Below are 19,606 nucleotides of genomic sequence, written 5' to 3'. Positions count from 1 at the left end.
CGATTACTTATTAACTTGGAATTTTGTGCAACCGTCTTTGAAATAAGCATTGATTTGCTGTGCGGCAGCAATTCCGGCATTTGCGTTGGCTTCTGCAGTCTGTGCGCCCATCTTCTTAGGAGTAGTGAAGTAACGACCCTCGAACTTTGCAAATTCAGCATCAGCGTCTGGCTTGATGTCTGTCACAAATTTAAGATCTTCACGTTCACCCATTAAACGCAACAATTCTGGTTCGTTGATAACTTCCTTGCGAGCAGTATTCACCAAGATGCCACCCTTCTTCATCAAGTTAACAACATCATAACCAACACTTTGTTTTGTGTGTTCATTGGAAGGAAGGTGTACACTGACAATATCACACTGCTTGAAAAGTTCTTCTTTGGTAGCTACGAACTGAACGCCATCTTCTTTTTTAGGATTCTCTGCATGTGAACGGCTGAAGCCATATACCTCCATACCAAAACCATTGGCGATACGAGCTACATGACGTCCAATGTTACCAAAAGCCAAGATACCTAACTTCTTACCTTTCAGCTCACAACCTGATTTTCCAGAGAAGCAGCTACGAGACATATAAATCAACAAGCCAAATACCAATTCGGCTACTGCATTAGAGTTTTGACCTGGGGTATTTTCTACCACTACACCTTTTTCTTTGGCATAGGCGGTGTCGATAGAATCGTAACCAGCGCCTGCACGAACAACAACTTTAAGTTTTGGAGCAGCATCAAGGATTTCTTTTGTTATTTTATCAGAACGAACAATCATCGCCTCTGCATCTTTAACAGCTTCTTTGAGTTCATCGGTAGAAGTGTATTTCTCTAACAGTTCAACGCAATGATTCTGGCTCTCCAACTCTTTTTTAATAGCCTCGACTGCCTTTCCATTAAAAGGTTTTTCTGTAGCAATAAGTACTTTCATTTGTTTAGAATATTGAATGGGTTAATTAACTACGCAATCACATCAAGAGGTGATTACGCATGAATTGATAAACAAACAGGCTAAAATAAGGTTGAATCAGGCAAACTGAATTATTAAGCTCGCCTAATTTCCTTATTTTAGCCTATTCGTAAATCATAACTAGTGTGTAGTTTGTGATTGATTAATGTTTGTCTTCGAATTCCTTCATGCAAGCGATCAGCTCTTTCACACCATCAACACACATTGCGTTGTAGCAACTTGCACGGAAACCTCCAGCAGAACGGTGTCCCTTGATACCAACCATACCACGTTCGGTAGCGAACTCGAAGAATGGTTTTTCAAGATCCTTGTATTCATCATTCATGATAAAGCAGATGTTCATCAATGAGCGATCCTCTTCAGCAACAGTACCCTTGAACAGTTTGTTTCTGTCGATTTCAGCATACAACAAGTCTGCTCTTTCGTGAGCCAACTTATCCATAGCTTCTACACCGCCGTTCTTTTTAATCCAACGTAAGGTTTCAAGAGCTGAATAGATAGGAACAACAGGAGGAGTGTTAAACATAGAACCTTTCTCGATGTGTGTGCGATAATCCAACATCGTTGGTATTTCACGTCCGGTCTTGCCCAGCATGTCTTCCTTAACAATAACGAATGTAACACCGGCCATAGCCAAGTTCTTCTGTGCTCCACCGTAGATACATGCATATTTAGCAACATCAATTGGACGACTAAATATATCTGATGACATATCTGCAATGAGTGGCACCTTTACATCCAAGTCTTTGCGGATCTCTGTACCGTAGATGGTGTTGTTAGAAGTAATGTGGAAATAATCACAATCTTCAGGTACGCTCCATCCTTTAGGAAGATAAGAATAGTTCTTGTCTGCAGAAGAAGCCACTTCTACTACTTCTCCGAAGAACTTTGCTTCTTTCAAAGCTTTCTTAGCCCATGTACCTGTGTTCAGGTAGGCAGCCTTCTTCACAAAGAAGTTGTTAGGAATCATGTGGAACTGCAATGAAGCACCACCACCTAAGAAGATAACTGCATAGCCTTCTGGTATCTGCAACAACTCTTTAATCAAAGCTACAGCCTCGTCAACAACTGGCTGAAAGTCTTTTGCACGGTGGCTAATCTCCATCAGAGAGAGTCCACTACCATTAAAATCGAGAATTTGTTTCGCTGTGTTTTCAATCACCTCACGAGGGAGAATTGATGGACCTGCATTAAAATTGTACTTTTTCATATTAATTGATTAGTTAGTAGAAATAAATGTTTGTCTTATTTGGGGGCTAATTTACGACATTAGTCTGAAAGAAAAAAATATTAATGCATTTTTTTTGCGCAAAGCCTCTTTTTTTATGAAACTGGCTCTACCAAAGTCTTTATTCCCTTGATTTTTTCACCTTTGGACAACTGGAGAACTTGTTGCAACTTATTTCGAACCACGGCCACGTATACATAATAGTCTTTAACATCGATACGTCCGATTTCTGTTGACTTCAAACCGCATTTCTTACACAAAAATCCCACGACATCCATCTTACTGATCTTATTTTTCTTTCCTTTTCCGATGTACAATGTAGCCATTTTGGGTTCCATGGGAACCGGTGGAAGTTGTTCAGGAAAGTCAAAGTTTGTGATGTCAGAAGAGATAAATTCAGGAATGCTCTCCGTAGGTCCGATGATGAGAAAGCTTTTTCCTTTTTTGTCCCATCGGGCCGTTCTTCCTATTCGGTGTATGTAACCATCTTCATGTTCAGGCAAATGATAATGAACGATATTACTGACATCGGGAATATCAAGTCCACGAGAGGCCAAGTCGGTACTAACCAAGACATTTACGGAACCATTAGAAAACTGATAGAGTGAATCTTCACGTTGTTTTTGGTCAAGCCCACCATGGAAGACCGTAGAGGAAAATCTATGTTCCTGCAAGTATTCATGAATTCGCTCGGCACTATCTCGGTAATTGACAAAGACGATACTACTTTGATTGCCAAAAGTGAGCAACAGCTTGGACAAGGTCTCTAATTTATCTTTCTCAGGACTATGTACAGCAAAGATTTGAATCTGCTTTGTGGCATTAACTTCATCCAAATAATCCAAACGCTGTAGACGGTTTACATTGACAAACTCTGGGATGGAGTCGGCATCTGTTGCCGATAGGAGTATTCGTTGCTTGATTGCATGCAGTTGTGTCAACACCTCCTTCATTTCATCCTGGAATCCCATTTCAAGACATTTGTCGAACTCGTCTATCACGACATATTGTGTGGAATTTGTGACAATGTTTCCTTTGCTAAGATGATCGTTGAGTCGGCCTGGTGTGGCAAATATGATTTGGGGTTGAATCTGCTTCAGCTGTTTGTGCTCATCCATAGCTGGCCGACCACCATAACAAGCGTAAGAACGTACGGGCGTAGACAAAACTTTCAAGATACTTGATGACTGAAGTGCCAACTCTCTGTTTGGCACGATGACCACGGCTTGCAGCTCATCGCGTGACACCTCTATTTTTTGAATCAACGGCAGTAAATAAGCCAATGTTTTACCTGATCCCGTAGGAGACAAGATGACAACATCTGCCTGCCCACCCAATATGAGCCGAGATGCCTCTTGCTGCATGAGGCTTAATTCATCAATACCCAGTTTGTTTAAATTAATATTGGCACTCATGGTCACCCCTTCTTTGCGTTTATAATTTTATCAATCTCATCAAACTCTTTACCCATATTCAGATTTAGGTAAATAGTATAGAGCGGAAGGCTCCAGCGCTCTTTCATGTCAGGAGCCAGTTGTCTGTAGCGTTCGAGATAGGGCAAAGCCTTGCGATAATCATTTAATATCATTTGTCTATGCTGCTTAGACACCTGTGTTTCTTTGTCTAAAATGACGGCCTGATTAAAATAAGCCAGCCCCGCATTCAAATAAGGTTCCATCATGCTATCGTTCTCTGCAATCAATCCATCACATATTTCTATACATTCGTCATATTGTCCCGTATTCAGCAAAACGGTACTCTTGGCAAAGCGATAAATCTGATTGGTGCTGTCGACCGATAGTGCTTGGTTAATGACGTGTAGTGCTTGATCGAAGCTATGATTCTGCACAAAATAGTCTACCAGCCGTGGAAAGAAGAACGGAAAGTCTGGATGTGATGAGAATCCTTCTTCCAATGTCTTTAAGTACAAGGTAGTATCATTCATTTCCTTATACGTTTGCGCCAAATATTGTAGCATGTAAACGTAGTGAGTTGTATCCTTCAATGCTAAAGGAGTGTGCTTCAAGGTTGCTTGGTGGTTCTTGAGTTTGTAAGCATTGTAGGCCGCCCAATAGGAAGCCTCGGGTATCAACTTGTCACGTCTCATATAGTCATACTTTTTGAACAAAGGTTGATACGCGCAATTGATGTATGCGTCATACATATCATAAGCTTCTTGATACTTATGCTTCAGCATGAAATAGGCTCCGCCATTGAAAAGGTTGGGTCTGATTTGGTTTAAGAACTGGGCATGTTCGTCTCTGTATTCTATTTTAATGACTCCTTTTTTGTTGGGTGTCGCATCAACAGAGTCGAACGCTTGCAAAACATCAAACATTTTCTTTCCCAATGAAAATAACTTAGCTGTATCGTACTTTTGCTTTAAATACAGCTTTTCATTTCCCTGTTCATACTGCTTTTTAACAGCCTCGAACAGTGTTATCCATATTTTCTTATTATTTCTATTCGTGGAGTCTTTCAACAAATTACTCATGGAACTCTCTGCTTTATCCAGATTATTACCATGTTTAATCCATTGTTTAGCCTGGGATATTTCTTTTCTCTGTGCTTGTACTGAACAAACAACGATGATAAGTAGAAGGAAAATCACTACTGTCCACGAAAATCTTTTAATAATCTCTTGAAACGCCTATAAATACAAGCTTGTAGGAGATAAAATAGACTCCCTACTTTTGAAAAGAGTATCTTTGCCACAAATTACAATTTGAAAGCAGATACTTATGAACAAAGGTCGATACGTATTTTCACAGCTGTGCGACTTTCTGCCGACAGACCATTTCAAATGGTTGATAAAAAAGTATGAAGGTAATAAATATGTGAAGAGTTTCACTTGTTGGAATCATCTGATGGTTCTTCTATTTGGTCAGTTGTCTAATCGTGAGGGATTACGAGACCTTATTGTAACCATCACTCCGTTCAAGTCAGCGTTCCACCATCTTGGTTTTGGAAAGAATGTCAGTAGAAGCAATTTGAGCAAGGCCAATGAAATACGCGAAGTCAAGATATTCCAAGAGTTTGCAGACAAGATGGTTTCCATAGCAAGAGAGAAACGAGGAGTCGTCAAGGACTTCTTCATATCGAACAATGTCTATGCGTTTGACTCCTCAACAATATCATTGTGCCTTTCTGTATACTGGTGGACTAAACTGCATCATGGGAAAGGAGGAGTGAAATTGCATGAACTGTATGACGTGAAGACAGACATTCCGACATTTTCTGTCATTACAGACGCTTCAGTTCACGATTCTCAAGTGATGGAGCTAATTCCCTATGAGAAAGAGAGTTTCTATATATTTGACAGAGCGTATATGGCAACTAGGAAACTTTATATAATAGAAGGAGCAGAAGCTTACTTTGTCGTGAGAGAGAAGCATAAAATGCCGTTTGAGGTCATAGAGGATAAAGAATACAACAACCCTTCATCTGGAATTATGGCTGACCAAATTATACGTTTCAAGGGATACAAGACTAAGAAGCAATATCCAAATAAACTTCGACGAGTGGTATTCTATGACTATGATGGTAATAGGACATTTGTATTTTACACGAACAATTTTGAAATTACAGCGGAACAGGTTGCTATGCTTTACAAATACAGATGGAGAGTAGAACTGTTCTTCAAATGGCTGAAGCAACATCTGCGCATCAAAGAGTTTTATGGAACCTCGGAGAATGCTGTAAAAATACAAATCTATGCAGCTATCATTGCATATTGTCTTGTCGTTATCGTACAAGAATGTATGGGGCTAAAGCTTCAAACCTATGATGTTCTAAGAATTTTAAGCACGGCATTGTTGACAAAAATGCCATTGTGTGACTTGCTCATTGAACAGAAAGAGGAAGAATTTACTGAAGGAAAAAACCTGCAGCTCTGCCTCAATTTTGATGGGTAACTATCAATTTGTTACTTTTTGAAATGTTAAAGGGTTTTCGTGGACAGTAGTGAAGGAAAATATGTATCAATCTTTTCATGTTAATCAACTATTATAAATTAATCAGTGCTTTTAAGTATCTCTAGTGAGATGATGTATTCAACAAAGGTGATGAATAATTTCTGAATATTGAACTCTTTCTTCTGCAAATATACGGAAAAAGTTAATATCCTCTACATTTATTACAATAAACTTAACATTATTTGCAAAGGGATAAATAAAGTTTTGCAATCATATAAAAACGTGGAGGATATACCTCACGATACATCCTCCACGTTAAGATTATTAATAGTACTATTATTTATTCAAATTCTCCATTTCCTTCGTTCTACTGTCTTCAGCACCATAGAGCGAGTAATAGCATTGATAAAGAGGATAGCTCCAGTTTGCACGACTCTTATCGGGATCAAGGTCACGAGCTTTTTCCAGATAGCCAACTGATTCTGTATAAAGTTTCTTTTGCTCAGCAGCATTATTCAAAGCCTGCGCCTTTGAATTAATACAGAACCCAAGATAGGTATATACAAGTGCATCCTTATCGTTTACTGCTACAGCTTTCTTATAGCCCTCGATAGCTTCATCCCACTGACCAGCATTCATTGCAATTTGAGCTTTCATTGCCAAAGCACTGAAATTATTAGGATCTTCTTGCAGCTTAGAAGCAACCAATTTGTTCAACTCTTCTTTGTTGTCCATGCTGTTATACATGGCACTTAATGCGCTGAACACTTGCTCATTACCCTTCTCTTTTACATACAGTTCTTTCAAGCTTTCAATAGCTTTCAACGAGTCTGATTTTGATGTGAGCCCTTGTGTAATGAGATACGACTTCAAGTTCAATGCCTCCTTATGCACATCTTTTGCTGTATCCTGCAAGGCTACATCTGCATATTGGTTTGCCAAATCAACCTTCTTATCTTGGAAGGCATATACAGCTGCTACGCGTGCCACCTCTCCAAGATATTGATCATAAGCAGGTTTGTTAGCAACATCCTTAAACAAATTGGCTTGAGACGAAGATACATACAAACCAAAGTTCTTCAAAGCTCCTTGCTGATCGTTCTTTGTACCCGCGTCCTGTCCTGCATTAATCAACTGTGGGCGTAAGTTGTACAAACGATTTTGATTGTCCTTGTGAAACTTAGGTTTTACCTTTCCTTTCGCATTAGGCATCATATCGTATTTGTCTGCTTCAATACCAGCATTTATTGCGTGGTAAAGTGCATCATAATATCCCAGCGTATCATACTGTTGCTGTTCACCCTGCTTGAGCTGTTGACTAAGCATATTCTTCTCAATGATAGCCTGCTCCTTGTTCACTTTTTGCATGGCAAGGTCGACTAGCTTATTATAAGCTTTTGCTTTTTCTTCATTGTTTGCTAATTGTGACAAATTTGACTTGACCAAATTCTCTGCTTCAACAAATGTTTTTGCAGACATGATAGCCTTTAACGCGTCACTGTCACCGGCAAAAGACGTTGAGGCACCCAGTGCCATCAAAGCCATCAACATTAATTTTTTCATAATTTCGTTATTTTTAAAGGTTTATTTTTATTCGTTAGGCTCCAACTCATCATCAAAATCTACCAATGGAGCCTCTTCAGCAGTTGTCTTGTCTGACCCAGAGTTCATGGTATCCTCTCCCTCTCTATCGGGCTGATCCAATTCCTCTTTATTATCCTCTTCCAAGGATGCTTCCAGTTCTGAGCTCATGGTCTTGCAAACACTGGCGATGACATCATTCTTCTTTGACAGATTAATCAATCGTACACCTTGTGTAGCACGTCCCATCACACGACATTCTGCAACAGCCAATCTAATGGTGATACCACTCTTATTGATAATCATCAGATCGTTGTCATCGGTTACGTTCTTAATCGCAACCAGACGTCCTGTCTTATCAGTAATACTCAGTGTCTTGACACCTTTACCGCCACGATTGGTCTTTCTGTAATCCTCTACCAAAGAGCGCTTGCCATAACCGTTTTCACTGACAACCATGACCGTCTCGTTTACAGGATCATTCACAACAATCATGCCAACTACAGCGTCGTCACCATCATCCAGTCGCATACCGCGCACACCTGTTGCGGTGCGTCCCATGGTACGAACGGTGTTTTCATCGAAACGCACTGCCCTACCATTGCGGTTAGCCATGATGAGTTCGTTTTCACCATTGGTCAATCTCACATCAACCACTTCGTCGCCTTCTGCAATGTTGATGGCGATAACACCATTGGTTCGTGGACGAGAATAAGCCTCAAGGCTTGTTTTCTTCACGGTACCGTTCTTGGTTGCAAAGACGACATAGTGAGAATTGATGAACTCTTCATCATTCAAGCCACGCAAACGTAAAATTGCATTGATGGCATCGTCACTGTCGATGTTGAGCAAATTCTGGATGGCACGACCCTTAGAATCCTTGGCTCCCTCTGGTATGTTATAGCACTTGAGCCAATAGCATCGTCCCTTCTTGGTGAAGAACAACATGGTTTGGTGCATGGTAGCGGGATAGATAAACTCCGTAAAGTCTTGATCACGATGTGTGGCACCCTTAGATCCAACACCACCCCGTGCTTGTTCACGGAAGTCAGACAATGGCGTTCGCTTGATATACCCAAGATGACTCACGGTAATAACAACAGGATCATTTGGATAGAAATCCTCGGCATTGAACTCATGTTCATCAGGAATAATCTTTGTGCGGCGGTCATCACCGTATTTCTCCTTTACCTCGTTCAGCTCATCCTTCATCACCTTCTTACAAAGTTCGGGATCAGAAAGAATGTTTTCCAGATAAGCGATGAGTTTTTCCAACTCATCATATTCAGCATGCAACTGATCCATGCGAAGTCCTGTCAACTGAGACAGACGCATGTCAACAATGGCCTTACTCTGCAGATTATCCAGGTCAAACCGCTTTTCCAAATTAGTTTGAGCTTCCGAAGGCGTCTTACTTCCACGGATGATGTGAACCACTTCGTCAATGTTGTCGCATGCAATAATCAAGCCTTCCAAGATATGGGCGCGTTCTTGTGCTTTCTTCAACTCAAACTTGGTCCTGCGGATGGTTACATCATGGCGATGCTCAACAAAGTACTTCACACATTCTTTCAAGCTCAACAGGCGTGGACGACCTTTCACCAGGGCGATGTTATTGACTGAGAACGAACTTTGCAAAGCCGTCATCTTAAACAATTTGTTTAAAATGACATTGGCATTGGCATCCCGCTTGATGTCAATAACAATACGCATTCCCTGCCGACCCGATTCATCGTTAACGTTTGAGATACCGTCCAGCTTACCTTCTTTCACAAGAGCTGCTATGTATTCAATGAGCTGCTGTTTGTTAACGCCGTATGGAATTTCTGTGACAACAATCTTATCGTGGCTCTCATCACTTTCAATCTCGGCTTTTGCTCTGATGATGATACGACCACGACCAGTTTCGTAGGCATCTTTCACGCCCTGCAGGCCATAGATATAAGCCCCAGTCGGGAAATCAGGAGCCTGGATGTGCTTCATCAGTTCGTCCAGCTTGATGTCAGGGTTGTCAATATATGCGCAACAACCTTCTATCACTTCACGAAGATTATGAGTTGGCATGTTTGTCGCCATACCCACCGCAATACCATTTCCACCGTTTACAAGCAGGTTTGGTATCCTGGTCGGCATAACCGTTGGCTCCTGTAAAGTGTCGTCAAAGTTGCTGGCCATGTCCACGGTATCCTTATCCAGGTCGTCCATGACATGCTCACCCATCTTTGACAATCTACATTCGGTATAACGCATGGCAGCAGCAGAGTCACCGTCAACACTACCAAAGTTACCTTGCCCGTCTACAAGCGTGTAGCGCATGTTCCAATCTTGTGCCAAACGTACCAAGGCACCATACACAGAACTGTCACCATGAGGATGGTACTTACCAAGCACCTCACCTACTACACGAGCACATTTCTTATATGGCTTGTCACTTGTATTGCTAATACCCAGCATACCGTATAAGATACGACGGTGCACAGGTTTGAATCCATCACGTACATCAGGAAGGGCACGAGCCACAATCACAGACATCGAATAATCGATGTATGACGACTTCATTTCTTCCTCAATGTTAATCTTCATGATCCTGTCATGATCAATTGTCTGATTTTCGTCCATTCAATCGTTAGTATAAATATAATGTTAAATTCCGTCTAAAATCGTCTATAAGCGCATTTAATTTCGCTCTGTGACGTTTTGCCTATTTATTTCAACATGCTAAAGTACAACTTTTTTCCGAATTAGAAAGGCTTTAAACGATAAAAAACGCAAAATTTAGCAATATTGAGCATATTGGTGAAACTAGAGTGATAGCAATTGCCTTCACACCTAACGAAGAGTAACCGACTGTGAATTCCCTGCCTGTAACGATGTTGAGTGTTTTTCAGTTCCGGTTTTTCTTTGTGACATCAACACGCCTCGAGGTCGGTTGAAGAAGATGGTAAAAGCGGACAATCAAAGATTTCTATATATAATACTTCTTTTTAGATTCGTAAGGATTAACTATCCTGGTTATGACTTACAAGTTACATGGAGAGCAGTTGTTCGTCTTCCAATTCACAACCACGGAAGCCCATTTCTTTGGCTCGTTTTTCATCGAATACAGAATAAACGGCCGACCCTACAACACATAGTTCACCCTGCCCATTCTCGATGGTTGCATCAATGAATACCAGGTTGCGCCGACGCTCTCGTATGTGGGCACGTATGGTTAATTGAGGTTCTGTCGTGGCAACCGGCTGTTTATAGCGCACTTCCAACTTGCTGGTCATGCCAGTGGTTTGTAGTTTTCGGATGACCACCCACCCCGCTATCTCGTCGATGAGCGTGCTAAGAATGCCCCCATGGATGGTTCCTACCCACCCTTGTCCATGTGTTTGTGGATTCCAAAAGGAGATGATGTCGTCGCCATCCTCATAAAACTCCATCTTCAACCCCATCTCATTGTCTGGGCAACAACCATAGCAGTTGTACTTCTCCACTCCTATCCAGGGATTCTTAATTTTTCTCATGTTGTAACATTTTATCAAGTCTGACTATTTATCTCATGGCTATCAACCAATGAGTGCCTCATCTGCGGGCACTCATTCCAATGCAATAGCGTGGCATTGCATCCACTTAGAAGGTCATCATGACGCTGAACCTCACTCCGTTCTTTTTAGTATTGGGATGTCCGTTGTAATTGATACGATGGATGTAGTCTACCCCAAAGAATTTGAAAATGTTGTGAACACCTGCCACAATCTCCATATAGGGCACTTTCTTGTCCATAACGTATGCTCCTTCCGGGAAGGCAAACAGCATGTCATCGGCCTGATTGCGCTGCAAAAAGGGATTATTTTTGTCTGTCAGAGTGCCAAACATGCCTTTAAAAGCTATATATTCACGCCACTTCAATCGCTTGATGAGAGGAATACGATTCAGCAGCTTACCATTCATGTCCCATGACAAAGACCAGAACGCATAGCGGTCTGTCAGAAATTCCATGTTGCGCATCATGGAGAATGTCTCTGGGTGTTCAAAGTAGGAAAGATTCACTGGTGGCATGATCAACAAAGGGAACGGCACCTTGTCCCACTGTGCGCCCAGGTTTACATATCCATTCAGATAACCCCAACTGCCCAGCCATTGCCGCTTGTAAACCCCAACTTCCGTAAAATTCATCGTATATTGTCCACCCAGGAAGTTTTTCAATCCCATGGTATGGCTTACTTTGAACTCAGGACTATCCAAGTTGATGGGTACTCTTTTCTGTTTGGTGTTCAAGAAAGTCTGTCCAGGGCAATAGCGCAAGCCAAATTGTAACTCAGTGGTTCTTATCTTGAAAATCTCTTGACGATCACTCATGCGCATGAAGTGCAAGTCACCTGCCACCTCATTGCTCTCGGCTTTGACAGAGGTGTTAACACTGAATCCCCAATCTGTTTCATAAATAAACGATAGTTTCTGGCGGTTGTAGAAATACATCTGTTCTACCTTCTGCGTCTTAATGGCCATAAAGGCATTGTCTTTATTGTGTATCAAAAACTTATCGGCTGGCGACATCACGTCATAAGCGGTCTCAAAGACCAGATTACGTTGTGGAAACTCAAACGGCGAGTTCTTCTTTTTGTTCAAGGCATAGGTCACCTCTGAACCGTAATAGGTTTTCTGCGACCGTGTTCCGTATGCCACATAGCCATTCCAGAACAGATGCGGATTGAGTGCAGCCATCGTTCTACCGCAGATCCGGAAGCGCAAACCATCCACAAAGTTGCTCGATACAAGCGTATTGATAGGGCCGAAGTCGAACTTGCTCTTGCGTTGGCTGCTGCCTGTCTCCACATAATTTTCAACAAGTGCTTTGATGCCCACCAACAACCACTTGAAGTTTTTCGATTGTTCCATACGATGCACGAAAGCATCCATAGACGATTCACCCTTCGTCAATTCCACCGCACGATATCGATTCCAGAAATCCTCATCCCGAACCATGGCATCGGCTTCATGCCGCACTTTGGCCCTGCCCTTGAATATCTTGTTGGGCAATTCGTCAAAAGCATAGTCGCTCATGCGGGTATTACGCACAACCAGTACTTTGGAAAGAAAACTCGTTAGTGACAATTCAGCCCACATATCATCCTTGGTCAGCACCCACTCACCGTTATCGAGCTTGGTGTATTCTTGGTCTACATGCAGGTCTTCGACAAAATTGACATCACTTTTCTTCGGTATGGTCAACTTGCATTTCTTCACATGCAAAGTCGAATCGGCCAGAACATACAGCTCTCCGCGGAATCCAAAGTCTTGCTGGTTATTGGGAATAAACTGTAGATGATAGCACAAGTCACGATTTACATAGACCGTGTCTTCGATGTAATAGCGATAAAAAGAGATGGCCGTACGCCCGATAGGGCTCACGAAAGAATACTGAAGCAGCCGAACATAGTCGTCGTAGATATCAACGTTCGTAAAGACGTCTTTCATGATCACGTTCAAGGCTTCACCTGTCTGCAAAATCTTATTGACACCCTGACTTTGATGCCCTTTGATGATATTTTTCTCCGACTTCGGCTCTTTGCGGTAGATGTGCTGCGTTACCGTTTCGTCTACAGATACTGGGAGAACCAACTTATTGTTATAGCTGCTGGTTTCAATCTGGTCCAACATCCACTGCGACTTGCTCAATCTGCCACTTTCCAAATCCTCTGGCTTGATGTCACTCAAAGACAACGTAAGCTTTTGATACTTGTTATACTGGTAGTAAGGATGATTATCCAGATGATTTTTCTTCTTGGCTGCAATCACCCGCCGCATCAGTTCCACGGCAGGGTTGTTTTTGCGCGAATAGCGACCACGCTTACTCTTTACCACCACTTCATTCAAGCGTTTGGCATCTTCCTTTAAAACAATGTTCAGATGTGGCTTTGTACTGGCATCTACCTTAATAGACTGCTGTTTAAAACCCACTGAACTGATTGTCATCACCCATCCCTCATGCCGGGCAATGCTGAATTTACCTTCTATGTCGCTGACAACAGCAACATGATGGCCTTTATACATCACGCTAGCGTATGGAATGGCATACCCATCTTCATCTACTATCACACCCGTAATCTGCGCATGAGCTACACAGACAAAAGTCATGACTATAAACAGAAAACTAAAAAATCTCTTCACCTTATTATATATAGGGTCACCTGCCGGTGCAAGTGACATCTTGTCGATATTGTAATTTCATTTAAACCCTGAGGTAGGTCAACCCCTATGGACGGTCAGGGGCGATTTCTCTCTATCATGCAAAGATATACATAATCTTAGAATTTTAAAGAAAACTCTTTGGATATTAATATTTTTTCTATTAATTTTGCACCTACTTATGGAGCGTCCGCCGCTGTTAGCAGTTATTATTGGCACCGGTTTCGGAAGCGGATTCTGGCCATGGGGGCCAGGAACTGCAGGTGCTTTTCTGGCCACAATCCTGTGGCTGGCAATGGCGGTCACATTCAGTCCCACCACCTTATTTTTCATCACACTTGCCCTCATTGTCGTTTTTACTGCTTTCGGCACTTGGGCAGCCAACGAGTTGGAACCATTTTGGGGTGAAGATCCCAAGCGAGTGGTCATTGACGAGATGATTGGTATGTGGATGCCGCTGCTGGCTGTACCTATACAAAATGGCTGGTACATAGTAGCATCCTTCGTTCTCTTCAGATTCTTTGACATCATGAAGCCATTGGGTATTAGAACGTTGGACCGTCGTCACGGTGGTTTCTGGGTGATGGCAGACGATTTGTTGGCTGGCGTTTATAGTCTCATTATCATCCTTTTCACACAATGGGCTATATAAAAAATGCAGTCATCACCTTCGGCAAAGCGCAGATATCGGCTTGGATAGCATCATTCGTCGACTTTGCCGTCACCATCATCTTGGCGCAATTTGCTGAATTATGGTACGGTTATTCCACCTTTATCGGCGCCCTCATGGGAGGAATCACCAACTGCATCATCAATTACAAATGGGTGTTCCATCCCGACTCTATCAATAAGCGTCACGTAGCAGCACGGTATATGATAGTGTGGGCGGGAAGCATTCTGCTCAACACCTTTGGCACCCTTTCCCTAACAGAAGCGACAGGTGTAAGTTTCATCATCGTCAAAGCGGCTGTCGCCATCGCCGTTGCCGTATTGTGGAACTACCAAATGCAACGACTGTTTGTGTTTAACGCAAAGCTAAGCCGACCTCTGAAGAAAATAATCAACAAGAAAAAAACAACGATAGAATTGCCGGAATCTACATCCTCCGAGGCGTTTATCCTACCTGACATAGAAAATTGAACACGATGAAATATAGAGACTATTTACAAAAACTCATTTATACCCTCATCAATCCCATCATCAAGGGAATGATTAAGATGGGAATCACGCCCAACATGGTGACAACCATCGGTTTTGTCGGCAACGTCGTCGCCGCATTCCTCTTCATCCATGCCAGTCAACTCACGCCGATATCCATAGGTTTTTCATGGATTGGCTGGGGAGGAGCTATTCTCCTTTTCTCCGGTTTGTTTGACATGATGGATGGCCGATTGGCGCGTTTGGGCAACATGTCCACTACTTTTGGCGCATTCTGGGATAGCACTTTAGACCGCTACAGCGAACTCTTCTCGCTCTTCGGCATCACGCTTTACCTGATGACCGCTTCAGGAATCTGGGCAGGTGTCATTACATTCCTGGCCCTGGTAGGTTCCATCATGGTGAGTTATGTGCGGGCCCGAGCCGAAGGTCTGGGCATTGAGTGCAAGGTGGGACTGATGCAACGTCCGGAGCGTGTCGTAGTGACGGCCTTGGCCGCCATCATCACCGGCATGACCAGCAACCTGTGGTGGCTCATCGGGGGCATGACGCTCATCGCTGTTTTGGCCAACATCACTGCTTTTTGGCGCGTGGCGCATTGTTACAAACAATTGAAAGACCGATAAGTGTTCAGTATTTACATCATCTTGTTATACATCGTGTTGGCAGCCTACAAGCCCACACGCAAATTGGCCTTGGCCTTAGCCCCCTGGGCCTTGTTTGGTTGTACCTATGACGTGATGCGGCTTTACCCCAACTACATGGTCAACCCGATAGACATTCGTGACCTCTATGAGGCTGAGAAACAGCTTTTCGGCATCACGACAGCAGCCGGAACGCTCACGCCTAATGAGTTTTTCGCACAACACCACTGCACGGTAGCCGACCTCTTGGCTGGCTTTTTCTACCTCTGCTGGGTTCCTGTACCCATAGCGTTCAGTCTGTACCTTTATCTTAAGGGCGACCGCAAGCATTATCTTCACTTTTCAACAGCATTCCTTTTCGTCAACCTCGTGGGATTTGCAGGCTACTACATCCATCCCGCTGCCCCACCCTGGTATGTCATGCAATATGGTTTTGAACCCCTGCTGCACACCAGTGGAAACGTTGCCGGACTGGGCAGGTTCGATGAACTCATCGCCATTCCCGTGTTCCAGTCGCTCTATGGCAAAAACGCTAACGTGTTTGCCGCCATTCCATCACTGCATGCGGCCTACATGCTTGTAACAACCATTTATGCCGTGATAAGCCAACAGCGGAAAGCGGTCATTGCCACTTTTGCCATCATCTGCATGGGCATCTGGTGGACAGCCGTGTACACCAGTCACCACTACCTCATCGACGTTGCACTGGGAATCGCTACTTGTGTTGTAGCTGTCGTGGTTTTCGAATGCCTGTTACTCAAGGTTCCCTCCATCAGAAATACCTTTAATGGCTACATTCGTCGCATATCGTAAAATAGAGGCTTACTGGTCTGAAAACAAAGTCATTGGGTTTGGCGTCCAAACACGTTGACTTTGTCTGCCAATCTCCATGCTTTTAGACATCAAAGGCATTGAGTTTGATTACGCACCTCAATGCCTTGATAATTAGAGAAATATGACGATATGTACTCCTACCTTATCTCTGTCATCGGTAGGAATTTTTTTCCACAACAACATCCTGCAACTCTGCCGGAGCGATAAGTCCCACAATCCTCTTATAAGTTCACACTGCTGATGTCAACAAGGTTGGTGACAATAGCATAAATGGTAAGGCCCGCCGGCGAATGAATTTGCAGTTTTCTGGCTATGTTGCGTCGATGCGTGATGACAGTGTTGATAGAAATGCACAGATGCTCGGCAATCTCCTTGTTCGTCATACCCTGCACCAAACTGATTACCACTTCTTTCTCCCGATCGCTTAACGCCTCTTGGTTTTGCGGTGTTTGATTGATCATGGATGAAATTTTAACCGACACGTCATTTTTCCTTAACTGCCGCTCCAAATGACGGATGGCCGGTGTGAAGATTTCATCCTCTACCAATGCGTGCTGCGAAAGCCATTGTTCACAATTGTAGAGGTCGTAGAGGGTGGCCGTGAGCTGGTTATTCCTCAAACCATCAGAAGGTAAATACTTGATAATGATATTCTTGAGTTCTTTCAGCTTAAGGTCTGTCTGACCATGATGTTTTGAATAAGTTTCGATATCATAGCTCTCGTTGGCCTTGTTGTTCAGCAAATCGTTGACGTAGGGGAACACGTTCTTCTCTTCATAGCGCATGTGGTTTCGAATGGTGTGCGCATATTCATCGTAAATCTTGATGATGAGCCGTGCCAGATTATCATTTTCATCGAGTGCACTCTCCAATTCTTTTCGGATAAAAGGCAGTTGAAAATCAAGATAATAAGCATGGCTGGCACTTAGGTATTTGATCAAGGTAGGTATACACAATCGCTCTACATCCTCGGTGTCACGATACCCATTAATGGTGAGGTTGACGATGGCCAAAAAAGTATAGGTGTCCACATGCTCATCTTCACAAACCTCACGAACGGTTTTATCGCCAAAACCCAGGCTAATGCCAAACGACCCAAGACTTTGCAATATGCTATAATTGTCTGCGATGATAGAAATGAGCTTATCATCAGCCTCATACATCTTATGAACTTTCATTGTATTACCCTCATGATTATGTATCAGTTTGCAAAAATATAAATTATTTACGAATGGCACAATCATAATATTTAGGTATTTGATTGATGAATACAAGAAAGAAGTACCTATTTCAGGGTTGTTTCATACCTAAATATAATGAGCCATTCTGTCACCAATCTCCTTCATCAAAATGTAGCAGCAAGAAGAATTTAACACCTACGGAGGAAAGAAACAGCTATATGAAGCAACATTTGTTCGACGCATTCAAAGCAAAAGGTGTACGCTAAGTCTTGACATGTTCAAGGTTTAACGTACACCTTTCCATGGGTGCAATCATTATTTTAAAATCAGCCAGCAGCGTGAAAGATTAGGGTTGATGTTGCTCTCTCAACAAATCATTCACGGTTTTTACTGGGTTGAATGTGGACAATGGAACCTCTACGAATACCGTATTCCAATTGCTCATGGCTCCATTCCACAATCCAGGTAACTCTAATGCTTTCAACTCTTTACCATCTTTACTTTTAGTAGAGATGAAACCAGTTTCCTTGTCTACGAAATCGGGCAAGTTGAATGGCTTTCCCTGATAATCTTTCAAAGCACAAACCAGGTCTACCGGATTGAAATGGGTTCCCTCATTGAACATTTTAACATATTCCTCATTGTTCTTGTCTATCTGACTGGACTCAAGGATTTGCGGACTGGTAGCGCCGTCTTTGCTATAAATAATGAAAGGACCTCCACCGGGTTCACCAATATTTCTGACCATCCCACACACACGCAAGGGGCGGTTAAGCTTTCCACGAAGATACGGGAAGAGCACCTCATCTTCCATGTGTTTCAATTTCTCATTGCGGCACATCAGGTCACGTTGTACAAATCGTATGATTTCTTCCAACTCATCATGAGAGAATTTACCACTTTCCAACAGGCGCAAGCATTTGAAACATTTTTCCTGTAGCTCAATCAACACGCCACCAATCACCTGCTTGTAGGTAACGGTATCGGTCTTCAAGCGGTCAGGAACCACGTTGTCGATGTTTTTAATGAAAACAACATCAGCATCAATGTCATTGAGGTTTTCGATTAAGGCACCATGACCTCCCGGCCTAAAGAGCAAAGTTCCGTCTTCATTTCTGAATGGCGTATTATCCATGTTCGCTGCGATGGTGTCGGTGCTGGGCTTTTGTTCGGAGAACGACACATGGAATTGTACCTTGTATCGCTTTGTGAATCTATCAACAACCTTTTCAACCCGCTGCTTGAACAGTTCCAAATGCTGGTGTGATACCGTGAAATGAATGTAAGAGTCGCCATGACAGCTGGCATATAAAGCAGCTTCTACCAAATGTTCTTCCATGGGTGTACGTGGCGCATCGTCATATTCATGAAACAACAACAGCCCCTTGGGCAGGTTGCCATAATTGAGTCCTTTTGGCTCCAAAAGGTTCTCCACCACCGTTTTATATTGACCTTGGGCGATAAGCTTAGCCGCTTTTACACCTTCGTTTTGCTCGCATACCTCTGTGAGTTCTTCATAAAAAGCAAATTTCTTGAGGTTAGTGAAGAACTCTTTTTCGAAATCTGTCGTTGGAACCGTATAGTCGGCATGCAAAAACGCATAGAGATTTTTGAACATACGGCTGGCTGCACCCGAAGCAGGTACAAACTTTACGATGCGATGGTCGCCCTGTTTGTACTGGTTCCACAATTCTACGTAATGCTTTTTCATTACTTCGTCCAGCAAAACAATACCATACTCAACACTGGCTGCCGCCTTGATTGGAAGAAATGGGAAGCCGTTTTTAATGTCTTCCAACTGTTGATTGATTTGTTCTTCTGTAATACCTTTTTGAGAAATTTGTTGAAGATCTTGTTGTGTCATATTGAGTTCTTTATAAATTAGCGGAAGGATATAAGTATAAGTTTGCGTATTTGATACAAAGATAG

General features: G+C 42.7%; 15 protein-coding genes. 5 read left to right on the top strand and 10 right to left on the bottom strand.

Features of this window, described 5'->3' with window-relative positions; genetic code table 11:
- Positions 1 to 3: 3 nt before the first annotated feature.
- From NQ518_RS01935 to NQ518_RS01920, 4 genes are all read right to left on the bottom strand, one after another.
- Positions 4 to 921, bottom strand: a complete 918-nt coding sequence (locus tag NQ518_RS01935; RefSeq protein ID WP_102697688.1) for an NAD(P)-dependent oxidoreductase — start codon at positions 919 to 921, stop codon at positions 4 to 6.
- Positions 922 to 1,102: 181 nt separating this feature from the next.
- A complete protein-coding gene (serC, locus tag NQ518_RS01930; protein ID WP_227204925.1) occupies positions 1,103 to 2,170 on the bottom strand; it encodes a 3-phosphoserine/phosphohydroxythreonine transaminase in 1,068 nt (355 codons plus the stop codon).
- A 113-nt stretch (positions 2,171 to 2,283) separates the two neighbouring features.
- The gene (locus tag NQ518_RS01925) at positions 2,284 to 3,603 is read right to left on the bottom strand and encodes a DEAD/DEAH box helicase (RefSeq protein WP_227204924.1); all 1,320 of its coding nucleotides are present in this window, start codon (positions 3,601 to 3,603) and stop codon (positions 2,284 to 2,286) included.
- A gap of 2 nt (positions 3,604 to 3,605) precedes the next feature.
- On the bottom strand, positions 3,606 to 4,682 hold the full coding sequence (locus NQ518_RS01920) for a tetratricopeptide repeat protein (RefSeq protein ID WP_227961004.1): 1,077 nt from the start codon (positions 4,680 to 4,682) through the stop codon (positions 3,606 to 3,608).
- Between the two features lie 247 nt (positions 4,683 to 4,929).
- On the opposite strand from NQ518_RS01920, the gene NQ518_RS01915 reads away from it, so the two are divergent.
- Positions 4,930 to 6,102 (top strand): IS4 family transposase, encoded by a 1,173-nt coding sequence (locus NQ518_RS01915; protein ID WP_227208630.1) that lies wholly within the window; start codon positions 4,930 to 4,932, stop codon positions 6,100 to 6,102.
- A 336-nt stretch (positions 6,103 to 6,438) separates the two neighbouring features.
- On the opposite strand, the gene NQ518_RS01910 is transcribed toward NQ518_RS01915, so the two are convergent.
- From NQ518_RS01910 to NQ518_RS01895, 4 genes are all read right to left on the bottom strand, one after another.
- Entirely contained in the window at positions 6,439 to 7,665 is a 1,227-nt protein-coding gene (locus tag NQ518_RS01910; protein ID WP_227204922.1) for a tetratricopeptide repeat protein, read from the bottom strand.
- A gap of 27 nt (positions 7,666 to 7,692) precedes the next feature.
- Positions 7,693 to 10,302: a DNA gyrase subunit A gene (gyrA, locus tag NQ518_RS01905; protein ID WP_227961006.1), complete on the bottom strand. Its 2,610-nt coding sequence runs from the start codon at positions 10,300 to 10,302 to the stop codon at positions 7,693 to 7,695.
- Between the two features lie 407 nt (positions 10,303 to 10,709).
- A complete protein-coding gene (locus NQ518_RS01900) occupies positions 10,710 to 11,195 on the bottom strand; it encodes a PaaI family thioesterase (protein ID WP_227961007.1) in 486 nt (161 codons plus the stop codon).
- A 106-nt stretch (positions 11,196 to 11,301) separates the two neighbouring features.
- Positions 11,302 to 13,809 (bottom strand): DUF5686 family protein, encoded by a 2,508-nt coding sequence (locus tag NQ518_RS01895; RefSeq protein ID WP_227961009.1) that lies wholly within the window; start codon positions 13,807 to 13,809, stop codon positions 11,302 to 11,304.
- A 232-nt stretch (positions 13,810 to 14,041) separates the two neighbouring features.
- Between NQ518_RS01895 and NQ518_RS01890 the strand changes: the two genes are divergently transcribed.
- Genes NQ518_RS01890 through NQ518_RS01875 form a run of 4 tightly spaced genes read left to right on the top strand, consistent with a single transcriptional unit; the run spans position 14,042 to position 16,475 of the window.
- Entirely contained in the window at positions 14,042 to 14,512 is a 471-nt protein-coding gene (locus tag NQ518_RS01890) for a phosphatidylglycerophosphatase A family protein (RefSeq protein ID WP_227962442.1), read from the top strand.
- The gene (locus NQ518_RS01885; RefSeq protein ID WP_004350431.1) at positions 14,500 to 15,000 is read left to right on the top strand and encodes a GtrA family protein; all 501 of its coding nucleotides are present in this window, start codon (positions 14,500 to 14,502) and stop codon (positions 14,998 to 15,000) included. The genes NQ518_RS01890 and NQ518_RS01885 overlap by 13 nt, the downstream gene beginning before the upstream one ends.
- A 5-nt stretch (positions 15,001 to 15,005) precedes the next feature.
- Entirely contained in the window at positions 15,006 to 15,644 is a 639-nt protein-coding gene (locus NQ518_RS01880; RefSeq protein WP_227961011.1) for a CDP-alcohol phosphatidyltransferase family protein, read from the top strand.
- The gene (locus NQ518_RS01875) at positions 15,645 to 16,475 is read left to right on the top strand and encodes a phosphatase PAP2 family protein (protein ID WP_227961013.1); all 831 of its coding nucleotides are present in this window, start codon (positions 15,645 to 15,647) and stop codon (positions 16,473 to 16,475) included.
- A gap of 242 nt (positions 16,476 to 16,717) precedes the next feature.
- On the opposite strand, the gene NQ518_RS01870 is transcribed toward NQ518_RS01875, so the two are convergent.
- On the bottom strand, positions 16,718 to 17,674 hold the full coding sequence (locus NQ518_RS01870) for a helix-turn-helix transcriptional regulator (RefSeq protein WP_040563113.1): 957 nt from the start codon (positions 17,672 to 17,674) through the stop codon (positions 16,718 to 16,720).
- 349 nt (positions 17,675 to 18,023) lie between these two features.
- The gene (locus tag NQ518_RS01865) at positions 18,024 to 19,541 is read right to left on the bottom strand and encodes a DUF4301 family protein (protein ID WP_227961015.1); all 1,518 of its coding nucleotides are present in this window, start codon (positions 19,539 to 19,541) and stop codon (positions 18,024 to 18,026) included.
- Positions 19,542 to 19,606: the final 65 nt, after the last annotated feature.

The sequence above is a fragment of the Hoylesella buccalis ATCC 35310 genome, from assembly GCF_025151385.1.
Lineage (GTDB): Bacteria > Bacteroidota > Bacteroidia > Bacteroidales > Bacteroidaceae > Prevotella > Prevotella buccalis.
This window is presented reverse-complemented; position numbering and strand designations above follow the sequence as displayed.